Below are 13,115 nucleotides of genomic sequence, written 5' to 3'. Positions count from 1 at the left end.
TAATGCCGCTCGTGATGGACATTAGTGTCTATCGCGACAGACATTAATGTCCATCGCCACAGATGTTAATGTCTATCGGCTGAAACGCTTGTGTCCAACGGGAGAAAAGACCGTCTTCTGCATAAACGGCGCATTTTTATCGGGAAAAGAAGCATATCCATCCGTGTTTTATGCAAGCCGCTTCCATTCCGGAAGAAAGGCGCAAGGGCGGGAGTAAGCAAAAGGGCGGTTTTGCTGCCTTTTTGCCACAAAACGGAACCGTTCGGCTCTCTTCATGCATGCGCGGGAAGGAGATATTTCTACATAGCCGTTGGTGTACACCGTCTCAATGACTCTCTTCATCTATACGCGGGAAGACGACCGGGTCCGTCATGTTCCGGACAACGAAGAGCGGTCGAAGCAACTTACACACCACGACCTTTGCGTTTAGGGGAATTACACGGCTTTTGCATTTAAGGGAGTTAGGGGAGTTATCACTTCGCATCGCTTCGTCAAGAGCTAAAGGAGTTAGAACCGATACGCTTGTGTATGACATCGTTACAGAAGTATCGGCTTTAACTCGTAAGCCGGCTTGGCGGCCGATGGCTCCTTTTAACTCCCCTGACTCCCTTAGATACAAAAGCCGCAAGGAAAAGAAAAAAGGCATAAATTACCGTTAGAACGATATATTTCAGTAACTTTGCTCTTCAAATCAAAAAAAGGATAAAGTATGGAAACTACCAGACAGCACAAAATAGCCCGCTTGCTTCAAAAGGAGTTGAGTGACATCTTCTTGTTACAGACCAAATCAATGCCCGGCATACTGATTTCAGTCAGCGCCGTACGCATCAGTCCCGATATGAGCGTGGCACGCGCCTACCTCAGCGTTTTCCCTTCGGAGAGAAGCGAAGACATCATCAAGAACGTCAATGCCAACATGAAGTCCATCCGCTTTGAACTGGGCAACCGCGTGCGCCACCAGCTGCGCATCATTCCCGAACTGAAGTTCTTCGTGGACGACTCGTTGGATTATCTGGAAAGAATTGACGAATTGCTTAAGTAGTTCCGTAGAACCAACCACCAACCGCGACATTGAACCTCCCCTTCTACATAGCGCGCCGTTACCTCTTCTCCAAGAAGAAACACAATGCCATTAATATCATATCCGGTATCTCGGTATGCGGAGTGGCTTTGGCTACATTGGCATTAGTGTGCACGCTCTCCGTATTCAACGGTTTTCAGGATATGGTAGCGGAGTTCTTCACGGCATTCGACCCGGAACTGAAAATCACCGTCCGTGAAGGCAAGGTGTTCAACCCGCTGGAAGCGCGCGTGCAGCAGGTACGTGCCCTGCCCGAGATAGCCGTCTGGACGGAAACGCTGGAAGAGAACGCAATGGTGCAGTACAAAAACCGTCAGGCAATGGCGGTTATCAAAGGCGTGGAGGACAACTTCGAGCAACTGACATCCATAGACAGCCTGCTGCACGGCACAGGAAAGTTCATATTGAACGATTCGGTTGTGGACTACGGCTTTATGGGCGTGGAACTGGTATCGGAACTGGGCACGGGGATACAGTTCATAGACCCGCTACAGGTGTATGCGCCCCAAAGGAACGCGCGTATCAACATTGCCAACCCGTCGTCGGCTTTCAACCGGGAATACCTGTTCTCGCCGGGAGCCGTATTTGTCGTCAACCAGCAGAAATACGATGCACGCTATATCCTTACCTCCCTGAGCTTTGCACGGCGGCTGTTCGATTATGAGACGGAAGTTTCCGCCATCGAGTTGAAACTGAAGCCGGGCAACAACGTCAATGCCACGCAGAAGAAGATGGAACGCATCTTGGGAGAGCGCTTCGCCGTACAGAACCGTTATGAGCAGCAGGCGGATGTATTCCGCATCATGGAGATTGAAAAACTTATCTCGTATCTGTTTCTTACTTTTATCCTTATGATTGCCTGTTTCAATGTCATCGGTTCGCTGTCCATGCTGATATTGGACAAACGCGAGGATGCGGAAACGTTGCGCAAGCTGGGAGCGGACGACCGGTTGATTGCCCGCATTTTCCTTTTCGAGGGACGGCTGATTTCGGTATTCGGAGCCATTGCGGGAATTATACTGGGGTTATTGCTGTGCTTCCTGCAACAGCATTTCGGACTTATCTCCTTAGGAGGGGGTAGCGGCAGTTTTGTGGTGGATGCCTATCCGGTAAGCGTGCATGCCACGGACCTTGTCTTGATATTCGTGACGGTTATCACCGTAGGATTCCTCTCGGTGTGGTATCCGGTACGATATCTGAGCAAACGGCTGCTCAAGAAATAAAAACATCATCCCCCTTCATTCCGCCAATCCCCATGAAGCAGTGCGTTGTAAAGGGATAATGAAAATGAAAGGGGATGACGGACTCTTATTATTTCTTACGGATGACCGTCTTACTTCTTACGGAAATCGCGTTACTTCTTACGGATAATCGTCAGTCCGTCGCGCAACGGCAGTATGACTTTCTCTACACGGCTGTCTGCGGCAACCAAATCATTAAAGGCTTTTATGCCGATGGTCTGCAAGTCCGTGCGGTGCGGATGCTCTTCAAGGACGTGCCCGTCCCACAAAGTGTTGTCGGCTATGATATAACCGCCTTCCGAAAGACGCGCCAACACCATCTCATAGTAATCGATATAGCGGCGCTTGTCTCCATCGATGAAAGCGAGGTCGAAAGTAACGTCCAATCGGGGAACAAGTTCCAACGCATTGCCTATATAGAATCTTATCTTATCGGCATAGGGTGAGTTTTCCAGCCAAGGACGGGTGAAATCTTCCTGCTCGTCATTGATTTCGAACGTGTGCAGCATTCCGTCCTCGGGCAATCCTTCTGCCATGCAAAGTGCGGAATATCCGCTATATGTCCCGATTTCCAACACCTGACGGGGACGTATCATCCTGACAAACATCTTGAGCATACGCCCCTGCAAATGTCCCGAAGCCATACGGGGATAGAGCAGTTTGAGGTGCGTATCACGATAGAGCGCTTTCAGGTAGCCGCCCTCGTCGTCAATGTGTTGCAGGATATATTCGTCTAAAGTCACTTTGAGAATTGATAATTAAGAATTGGTAATTGACAACCGGAGAATTGCAGCAGGTATCTCCCATTGCCCATTACCAATTGCCCGTTGTTATAAGTATCTGTTACTGTTCGGCAACACGCTGTCTTCGGCATGTTTCAACGCATCTTCCACGACGTTGATTTCGAGGAAAGAAGTTTGCGTACCGGCTTTACCGCTACTCAGATAGCCCACCATATCGGTAGGTTGCAGACGGCCTTCCTGAAGCAGGCGGCGAAGAGCGGCGAAGTAGTACTCCTGTCCGTTGGCAAGTTCGGGCATGTAGATAGCTTCCACACCGTATGACAGCGCCAGGTGACGCATGGTTTTCTCCTTATAGCAGATGGCAATAACCGGATATTTACCACGGAATGCGGCAAGGTTACGGGCGGTACGGCCGCTATAACTGTCGGTGATAATGGCACGGATTTTCAATTTCGTAGTAGCTTTCACCGCTTGCTTGGCAAGGAAAGCCGTTACGTCATTGCTGTTCTCGTCCAAAGGAATACGGATATCGTTGTCCGCCAATTTGTCTTTTTCCGCTTGCGAAGCGACTTTCGTCATTGTCTTAACGGCTTCCAACGGATATTTGCCATAGGCAGTCTCACCACTCAGCATCAAGGCATCCGTACGGTAATAGATGGCATTGGCAATGTCCGTCACTTCCGCACGGGTAGGACGCGGGTTGGAAATCATGGTGTGGAGCATCTGCGTAGCAACGATTACCGGTTTCTTTGCCAGAATACATTTACGGATGAGCACGCGTTGGATGCCCGGAATGCGCTCCTGAGGAATTTCAATGCCCAAGTCACCGCGGGCTACCATAACACCGTCGGCAACTTCGAGAATCTCGTCGATATTGTCTACGCCTTCCTGATTCTCAATCTTGGCAATTATTCTGATATCGCTGTTGTGGGCATCAAGAATAGCCTTTATATCCAGAATATCCTGCCTGTTGCGTACGAAAGAGTGGGCAATGAAATCAATGTCCTTTTCGATAGCATAGAGGATGTTGTTACGGTCTTTTTCTGTCAGTGAGGGCAGGTTAATACGTACACCCGGCACGTTGACACTCTTACGGCTGCTCAAGGTGGCTTCGTTCTGTACCTCGCACAGCAGGTGGTCCGCATTCTTCTCTACGACAATCAATTCCAGGTCACCGTCATCAATAAGGATATGACCGCCCACACTCAGGTCGTTTACGAAGTCAGGATAAGAAACGGCGATACACTCGCGGGTAGTCTGTAAGTCGGGATTACCTACCACTTTTACACGGTCGCCTATTTTAAAAGGAATGGGTTCGGCAAGAACCGTTGTACGCACTTCAGGACCTTTCGTATCCATAAGGATGGCAATGCGTTTGGAAACCGTACGTACGTTGGCAATCAGTTTCTCGAAGCCTTCGCGTCCTGCATGGGCCGTATTCATGCGCACTACGTTCAGACCCGCGTCGAACAACTGTTTTATAAAATCGACATCGCAACGCTGGTCGGAAATCGTTGCAACGATTTTTGTCTGTTTCAATTGCATAATCTTAATACCTATTTTATATTAACTTTAAATTTTATATCAAATGAATGCCGGATGGAGAACAACCATTCACGATTCTTTCAGCGCTTCCAATGCCAAACGATAAGAGTTCAACCCAAAACCACAGATAACACCCCGACAGGCACAAGCTATCATGGATACATGGCGAAACGCTTCCCGGGTATGTACATTGGAAATGTGAACCTCAATCACCGGAGCAGTGACCGAACGGATCGCGTCTTGTAAAGCAATGGAAGTATGGGTGTAAGCACCTGCATTGAAAATAATGCCGTCCACATCGAAACCTACCTGCTGTATCTTGTCTATCAGCTCTCCTTCGATGTTGGATTGAAAATAATCTATTTGTATATCCGCATATCTTTCGCGGAGTTCGGCAAGGTAGTCTTCAAAAGTAACACTGCCATAAATGGAAGGTTCACGTTTTCCCAACAGATTTATATTGGGACCGTTAATAATCTGTATCCTCATAACACATTTTTTTATACCTTTGTCCACAGAGAACATTCTTTCAAGGTGCAAAGATAAATGAAAATCGTGGGAATCTCACACCGACAGGATAAAGAAAATGTTTTTCTTTAGAGGAAAGATACGAAAAAGCAATGAAAACAGAAGAGAAATTGACGAATAAGGCGAAACAGGCTGTGACAATCAGAAAGTATCAACAATATCTCAAACTGGAAAAATCACTTTCGCCCAACACGTTCGATGCCTACATGACAGACCTGAAGAAACTCCTGCGCTTCCTGGAAGGAGAAAGCATAGATATACCGGACGTTACGCCGGACGACCTACAACGCTTTGCGGCAGGCCTGCACGACATCGGCATTCATCCCCGCTCCCAAGCACGTATACTCTCCGGCATTAAATCCTTTTTCCATTTTCTGGTCATTGCCGACTACCTGCAAGCCGACCCAAGCGAACTGTTGGAAGGTCCCAAGATAGGATTTAAGATACCGGAAGTTCTCACTGTAGAAGAAATCGACAGAATTATCTCCACCGTAGACATGGGGAAGAAAGAGGGACAACGTAACCGAGCTATACTGGAGACACTGTACAGTTGCGGGCTGCGTGTATCGGAACTGTGCAATCTGAAACTCTCCGACCTCTATTTCGAAGAAGGGTTCATCAAGGTAGAAGGCAAGGGCAGCAAACAACGTCTGGTTCCTATCTCAGCCCGCGCAATCAAGGAAATAAAGTACTGGTTTATAGATCGTAATCAGGGAAAGATAAAAAAAGAGTTCGAAGATTACGTATTCTTAGCACGATGGGGCAAGAATATCTCCCGTATCATGGTATTCCACATGATAAAAGAACTGGCAGAGAAAGCCGGCATCACCAAGAATATCAGCCCGCACACGTTCCGCCACTCCTTTGCCACCCATCTGCTGGAAGGAGGCGCCAACCTGCGTGCCATCCAGTGTATGCTGGGACATGAATCCATCGCCACCACTGAAATTTATACACATATCGACCGGAACATGCTTCGAAGCGAAATTATTGAACATCACCCGCGCAACATCAAATATCGCAAAGAGCATCACTTTTATTAAATTATAATAAATGTGACAGTATTATTAACAAATTGCCAAGAGAATTAATATCTTTGCAAAGCTATATATATAAACGTATGGCACCTGATTGTGAATGGACAAATTTCAATTACAAACAATTAATTTATATCTAAAAATGACTAAGAAATTGTATCTGCCTTTGTTAGTGGCACTTGTTGCTGTTTTGACATCATGCAGCAAAATGGGTGAACTGTCTTCTGACTATTTCACAGTGACTCCGCAAGTACTGGAAGCCGTAGGTGGTAAAGTACCTGCTACAATTAACGGTAAATTCCCTGAAAAGTATCTCAAGAAAAACGCAGTAGTGGAAGTTACTCCGGTTTTGAGATGGGAAGGCGGCGAAGCTAAAGGTCAGTCTGCCGTATTCCAGGGTGAAAAAGTGGAAGGCAACGACCAGACTATCTCTTACAAGACTGGTGGTAGCTACACAATGAAAACTTCTTTCGACTATGTTCCTGAAATGGCTAAATCCGAGTTGTATTTGGAATTCAAGGCTAAAGTAGGCAAGAAAGAAATCACAATCCCTGCTGTAAAAGTAGCTGACGGTGTTATCTCTACTTCCGAATTGCTCGGTCAGACTTTGGGCAGCGCTAATCCGGCTAACGGCGACGATGCTTTCCAACGTATCATCAAAGAAAAATATGATGCAAACATCATGTTCTTGATCCAACAGGCTAACGTTCGTTCAAGCGAATTGAAAACTGCCAAAACATTCAACGAAGAAGTTAAGAACATCAACGATGCAGCCAACAAGAAAATCAACAACATTGAGATTTCCGCATACGCTTCTCCCGATGGTGGTGTTAAACTGAATACAGGTTTGGCTGAAAACCGTCAGAACAACACAGCTAAGGTTATCAATAAAGACCTTAAGAAAAGCAAAATCGAAGCTGCCGTTGATACCAAATACACTGCACAAGACTGGGAAGGCTTCCAGGAATTGGTTAGTAAATCAAACGTTCAAGACAAAGAACTGATTCTCCGCGTATTGTCAATGTACTCTGATCCTGAACAAAGAGAACAGGAAATCAAGAACATTTCTTCTGTATACAAGACTTTGGCTGACGAAATCCTGCCGCAGTTGCGTCGTTCTCGTCTGACTTTGAACTATGACGTAATCGGTAAGTCTGACGAAGAAATCGCAGCATTGGCGGACAGCGATGCCAAGCAGTTGAACATCGAAGAACTGCTGTATGCAACTACGCTGACTAACGATCCTGCCAAGCAAGCCGCTATCTTCACTAAAGCTACTCAAATCTACCCGAACGACTACCGTGCATACAACAACCTCGGTAAGTTGGCTTACCAAGCCGGTAACCTTGAAAAAGCTGAAGGATACTTCAAGAAATCTCTTTCTATCAAGGATTCTGCCGAAGCTAACATGAACATGGGTCTCATCGCTTTGACTAAGGGTGACAAGGCTGCTGCCGAAGCTTACCTTGGCAAGGCTTCCGGTGCTAAAGAATTGAACGAAGCTCTGGGTAACCTGTACGTAGCTCAAGGTCAATATGACAGAGCAGTTAACGCATTCGGCGACACTAAGACCAACAGCGCAGCTTTGGCACAAATCTTGGCTAAGGACTACAACAAGGCTAAGAATACATTGTCAAGCATCGCTAAACCGGACGCTTACACTGACTACCTGATGGCTGTTGTAGGTGCAAGAACCAACAACTCTTCCATGGTTATGGACAACCTGAAGAAGGCTGTTGCCAAAGATTCTTCATTAGCTAAGAAAGCTGCTTCCGACTTGGAATTCTCCAAATACTTCACGAATGCAGACTTCATGAATATCATCAAATAATAAAGGTTATAAGATGAAAAGATGTGCCCGACATAGAAATATGTCGGGCATTTTTTTTTATTCACACCAAAAAGAACTACTTTCGCAGTAACGTATCAGAAGAAGAAAACCGTATGAAGAATATTTCTCTTGCATATTTCCTGATTATCATACTATCCGCCTGCGGTGGCGGCGAAAATCCCAATACAGCCGAACTGAGCGGAGAAATCAAAGGATTGGGAAATGACACCATATATATATATGGTACAGACAACATGTACGACCGCGTGGACACACTGATTGTCGAGAACGGCAAATTCTCAAAAACACTCTCTCCGGATACGTTGGTAGCTGCCCGATTGTTGTTCGGCAACGGCAGCCTGTACCCGCTTTTTATGGACAAAGGAGACAAAATACGCATAAAAGGTTCTGCCGCCGAGCTCAACTATTTAGAAATAGACGGAAACACACCGAATGAGGAATTCAGCGCTTTCCAAAAAGAACTGAAAGAGCTGAAAGCACCGGACACTCCCTCAGAAGAAACATTTGAAGAAGCATTGGAAGAAAAAGCCAGTAAGTTTATCAATGCACACCCCTCCTCTTTGGTCAGCATCTATCTGCTGGACAAATACTTCGTACAAAAAGAGAAGCCGGACTATGCCCGGATTAAAAAGTTGACCGAGTTTATGACGGGAGAATTGAAAGACCGCCCCTATATTGAAGAGCTGCTCAACCGCATTCAGGAAGAAGAAAAAGCCGCTGTCGGGAAAACGGTCGCCTACTTCCGCCTGCCCAATGCCAAAGGAAAGCAGATAAACCGTTCAAATTTCAAAGACCAATACATATTGATACACTTTTGGTCTTCTTGGGATACGGTGAGCCGTAACAATAATGCCGTTTACCGCAGAATCTACAAGAAAGAACAAAAGAATAAGAAACTTGCCCTTTTAGGAGTCTCTTTAGACATAGATAAAGACAACTGGCAACAAGCAATTGAGGCAGACACCCTGAAATGGGAGCAAGCATGCGACCTTTCCGGCTGGAACGCTGAGCTTGTGAAGCAGCTTGCCATAAAAACCCTGCCCGCCAATGTGCTGCTCAGCCCATCCGGAAGGATTGAAGGAAAAGATTTGAGTGAAAGGGATATTGAGAAGAAACTGAACGATATAGCCGAAGAGGAAGAAGCGAAGAAACGGCAACAGAAAAAACGGTAATCCCCAATCACCCATTATTATCCATTAAACACTAAATTTACGTGCTCATCAAAGTTTTTGGAGCGGCTGTTCAAGGTATTGACGCAACCCTCATCACTATCGAAGTCAACAGTTCCAGAGGCTGTATGTTCTATCTTGTGGGCTTGCCGGACTCCGCAGTCAAGGAAAGCCACCAACGCATCATTTCCGCATTGCAGGTAAACGGCTACCGGATGCCGACAAGCAATATCGTCATCAATATGGCTCCGGCAGATATCCGCAAAGAGGGTTCCGCCTATGATTTGCCATTGGCAATCGGCATGTTAGGTGCCGGCGAAGTTATCCAATCGGACAAATTGGATCGCTATCTGCTAATGGGCGAGTTAAGCCTGGACGGCACTCTGCAACCCATCAAAGGAGCGCTTCCCATTGCCATAAAAGCAAGAGAGCTGGGCTTTGAAGGCATCATCATTCCCAAACAAAACACACAGGAAGCTGCCGTAGTAAACAACTTGCAGGTCTATGGAGCGGAAAACCTGAAAGAGGTTATCGAATTTTTCAACGGCAACCAGGCACTGGAACCGGTATATGTCGACACCCGCAAAGAGTTTTACGAGCGGCAGAGCAGCTTCGACCTGGACTTCTCCGATGTGAAAGGACAGGAAAACGTAAAACGCGCATTGGAGGTGGCCGCCGCAGGCGGGCACAACATCATCCTGGTAGGCGCTCCCGGAAGCGGAAAATCCATGCTTGCCAAACGTCTCCCCTCCATCCTGCCGCCATTGTCATTAGGCGAGAGCCTTGAAACAACCAAAATACACTCCGTTGCAGGAAAATTAGGGCAAGAAGGCGGACTTATCACCAAACGCCCGTTCCGCGACCCTCACCACACGATTTCCACAACGGCAATGACAGGTGGCGGAAGCTTCCCGCAACCGGGAGAAATCAGCCTGGCGCACAACGGCGTCTTGTTCCTTGACGAACTGCCGGAATTCAACAGGAATGTGCTCGAAGTATTGCGGCAACCTTTGGAAGACCGGAAAATCACCATCTCCCGCGTGAAGTGCAACGTAGAATATCCCGCAAGCTTCACCCTTGCAGCCTCCATGAACCCTTGTCCCTGCGGATATTACAATCACCCCACCAAAGCCTGCGTATGCAGCCCGGGGCAAGTACAGAAATACCTGAACCGCATTTCAGGACCTTTGCTCGACCGCATCGACCTGCAAATCGAAGTCATCCCCGTGCCCTTTGAGAAAATGTCGGACGCCCGCCCCGGCGAATCAAGCGCCCATATCCGCGAACGCGTAATACGTGCCCGGCAAATCCAGTCCGAAAGGTATGCCGAAATTCCGGGTGTATACTGCAACGCGCAGATGAACAGCAAACTACTTGCCCGCTATGCCCGCCCCGAAGACAAAGGGCTTGCCCTGCTGAAGACAGCCATGAACCGCTTCAACCTCTCGGCACGCGCCTACGACCGTATCCTGAAAGTTGCCCGCACCATTGCCGACCTCGAAGGGTGCGAAACGATACAACCCGCACACTTGGCGGAAGCAATCGGATACAGGAACCTGGACCGGGAAGACTGGGCGGGATAGCCGTCCATATCCCGCCTGTTTCTCACAAAAACATCCCGCAAGGCAGTTCCGCTCTCGTCACTCGTCAGTTCTTTTCAATCCTGATACGGGCATCCACCGCTATCACATGTTTCTCCGTTGCAAGCAGCGGATTAATGTCCATCTCCTTAATCTCCGTGGCAAAACGCAACAGGGTAGACAGGCGTACGATGATTTCGGCAAACTTGTCCTCGTTCACCCCCTTTTGCCCACGCGTTCCCTTTATAATCTTGTAGGCACGCAGCGAATGAATCATGGAATACGCTTCCGCATAAGACAAGGGAGCCAAACCGGAAGAGACGTCCTTCAGCACCTCCACAAAGATGCCGCCCAGACCGCAGAGCACCACATGCCCGAACTTCTCCTCATACTTGGCACCGACAAACAGCTCCGTGCCCCGCAGCATGGGCTGCACCATGATGCCTGTCACTTCCGGCAACTGCATCATCCGCTCGAACTCCAGCGCCAGGTGCTGCTCGCCCTTGATGTTCAGCACCACACCGCCTATGTCCGACTTGTGCACCGGCCCCACCACCTTTGCCACCACCGGAAATCCCGTGCGGCGGGCAAACGCCAGCACCTCCTCCTTATTGGCAGACACAAACTCCTCCACCACCGGAATGCCTGCGGAACGCAACAAAGCCTGCACATAATGGGGCTCTATATAGCCGTCTTCGGGAATGGAATCTATGATGCGGCGGATGCGCGGAACGTCCACGCCGAAAAGTTCTATCTCGTTGTTCGCCGGTTTCGACGCGTTCATGATGCGCGACAACGCCGTGCCCAAAGTCACCTCATCGGCAAAGTTCACATGCCCTTTGGCAAGGAAAGCGGACACCTCCGCCCCCGCCGTATTGATGGACGGGAGAATGGGGAATATCGGCTTCCTGCACGTCTGCATCTTTTCGTGCAGCACATCGTACATCTCGAACATGGTGACCAGTCCCGGCGTGCCGAAAATCGCCATGACCGCATCCACCTCGTCAAACTTCTCCTCGCAATACTCCAGGCAAAGGCGCAGATGCTCGGGCGTGCCCGTGGCAAGGATGTCAATCGGATTGCCCACGGCAGCACCCGGAAAGAGCCTGCCTTTCAGCTCCTCGGCAACCCCGCCCTCCAGCCTGGGCACATTGAGCCCCCCTTTGCTCAAGGCATCGGTCAGCATCACGCCCGGTCCGCCGGCATGGGTGATGATGGCGAAATTCTTCCCTTTCAGTTCGGGCAAGGTGAAGATGCACCCCACCGTAGTCAGCTCCTCCCGGGAGTGGCAGCGCACGATGCCCGCCTTGCGGAACAGCGCCTCTACGGCAGAGTCGCTGCTGGCAATGGCACCCGTGTGCGAGGATGCGGCGCGGCTGCCGCTCTCACTGCTGCCCGACTTGATAGCCGCAATCCTGCACCCTTTCTTTATCAGCGAAGAGGCATGGAACAGCAGACGGTCGGGGTCACCGATGCTTTCGATATAAAGCAGCTTTATCCGGGAGTCCTTTTCGGCATCGAAATGCTCGTCCATGTATTGCAGCACGTCTTCCACGCCAATCTGCTTGGCATTGCCCACAGACCATACGGAGTTGAACTGCAAACCTTTGGTCACCGCGCTCTCCAGGATAAATACCGCCGTGGCTCCGGAGCTGGATATGAGGTCGACACCCCGCGCATCCAAGTTGGGGATGGGCTGGCTGAACACGCTATGGTGCCACGTGTTCATCAGCCCGATGCAGTTGGGGCCAATCAGCGAAGCACCGTGCCGGTTCACCGTCTCCAGGATGCGGTCCTCCAGGAGCGCGCCCTCATGCGTCTCCTCGCCGAATCCGGCGGAAAGGATGATGAACGCACGCACCCGCTTTCCGGAAGCGAGCACCTCCACCGCATCGGGGCAAAGGGCGGCGGGGATGGCAAGTATGGCAAGGTCCGTGTCGGGGATGTCCTTTACATCGGCATACGCCTGCACGCCTTGGATTTCAGTCTCTTTGGGGTTCACCGCCCGCAACTCGCCGGCATATCCGCCGTTTATCAGGTTCTTCAGAATCGCCCCGCCGGGTTTATGCACATTATTGGACGCTCCCACCACCACGATGCTGGCAGGATGGAGCAATTGGGTTGTTATCATAGTCTGTTCATGTTAGTATAGTACGACAATCGCACAAATATACAATTTATATACATACGGAGAAGAAAAAACACCCGCTTTCTGAAGTGCGCCCCACGGTTCTTTCATTGGGGCGGCGAAACGACTGCCACAATCCTTGCATTTACGGGAACCGGAGGAAACAGGAAAAAATCGGAAGAAACAGGAGGAAACAGGAGGAAGCAGGAAG

General features: G+C 49.1%; 10 protein-coding genes. 6 read left to right on the top strand and 4 right to left on the bottom strand.

The features are described from left to right. Window positions 1-709 precede the first annotated feature (709 nt). Window positions 710-1,042 carry a 30S ribosome-binding factor RbfA gene (gene rbfA / locus QZ327_RS13140; protein WP_294620009.1) on the top strand — a complete coding sequence of 111 codons (333 nt, stop codon included), beginning with the start codon at window positions 710-712 and terminating at the stop codon, window positions 1,040-1,042. Between the two features lie 29 nt (window positions 1,043-1,071). Next, window positions 1,072-2,304 (top strand): FtsX-like permease family protein, encoded by a 1,233-nt coding sequence (locus QZ327_RS13135; protein WP_294620007.1) that lies wholly within the window; start codon window positions 1,072-1,074, stop codon window positions 2,302-2,304. 131 nt (window positions 2,305-2,435) lie between these two features. Here QZ327_RS13135 and QZ327_RS13130 read toward each other — a convergent pair whose 3' ends face one another. The 3 genes from QZ327_RS13130 to aroQ form a co-directional block, all read right to left on the bottom strand. Then, entirely contained in the window at window positions 2,436-3,065 is a 630-nt protein-coding gene (locus QZ327_RS13130; RefSeq protein ID WP_294620005.1) for an O-methyltransferase, read from the bottom strand. Window positions 3,066-3,152: 87 nt separating this feature from the next. Further along, window positions 3,153-4,610: a pyruvate kinase gene (pyk, locus tag QZ327_RS13125; protein ID WP_294620003.1), complete on the bottom strand. Its 1,458-nt coding sequence runs from the start codon at window positions 4,608-4,610 to the stop codon at window positions 3,153-3,155. Window positions 4,611-4,679: 69 nt separating this feature from the next. Then, window positions 4,680-5,099 carry a type II 3-dehydroquinate dehydratase gene (aroQ, locus tag QZ327_RS13120; RefSeq protein WP_294620001.1) on the bottom strand — a complete coding sequence of 140 codons (420 nt, stop codon included), beginning with the start codon at window positions 5,097-5,099 and terminating at the stop codon, window positions 4,680-4,682. 131 nt (window positions 5,100-5,230) lie between these two features. On the opposite strand from aroQ, the gene xerD reads away from it, so the two are divergent. The 4 genes from xerD to QZ327_RS13100 all read left to right on the top strand — a co-directional run bounded on the left by xerD (window position 5,231) and on the right by QZ327_RS13100 (window position 10,779). Continuing rightward, window positions 5,231-6,181 carry a site-specific tyrosine recombinase XerD gene (xerD, locus tag QZ327_RS13115; RefSeq protein WP_294619999.1) on the top strand — a complete coding sequence of 317 codons (951 nt, stop codon included), beginning with the start codon at window positions 5,231-5,233 and terminating at the stop codon, window positions 6,179-6,181. A gap of 136 nt (window positions 6,182-6,317) precedes the next feature. After that, the gene (locus QZ327_RS13110; RefSeq protein WP_294619997.1) at window positions 6,318-8,006 is read left to right on the top strand and encodes a tetratricopeptide repeat protein; all 1,689 of its coding nucleotides are present in this window, start codon (window positions 6,318-6,320) and stop codon (window positions 8,004-8,006) included. A 113-nt stretch (window positions 8,007-8,119) separates the two neighbouring features. After that, entirely contained in the window at window positions 8,120-9,199 is a 1,080-nt protein-coding gene (locus QZ327_RS13105; RefSeq protein WP_294619995.1) for a TlpA disulfide reductase family protein, read from the top strand. A 41-nt stretch (window positions 9,200-9,240) separates the two neighbouring features. Continuing rightward, window positions 9,241-10,779: a YifB family Mg chelatase-like AAA ATPase gene (locus tag QZ327_RS13100; RefSeq protein ID WP_294619993.1), complete on the top strand. Its 1,539-nt coding sequence runs from the start codon at window positions 9,241-9,243 to the stop codon at window positions 10,777-10,779. 64 nt (window positions 10,780-10,843) lie between these two features. Here the strand turns inward: QZ327_RS13100 and QZ327_RS13095 are convergent, their stop codons facing one another. Continuing rightward, entirely contained in the window at window positions 10,844-12,907 is a 2,064-nt protein-coding gene (locus QZ327_RS13095) for an acetate--CoA ligase family protein (protein WP_294619991.1), read from the bottom strand. Window positions 12,908-13,115 lie beyond the last annotated feature (208 nt).

It is taken from the genome of uncultured Bacteroides sp. (assembly GCF_910578895.1).
GTDB lineage: Bacteria > Bacteroidota > Bacteroidia > Bacteroidales > Bacteroidaceae > Bacteroides.
The sequence above is the reverse complement of the archived record's forward strand: the minus strand, read 5'-3'. Positions and strand labels throughout refer to the sequence as shown.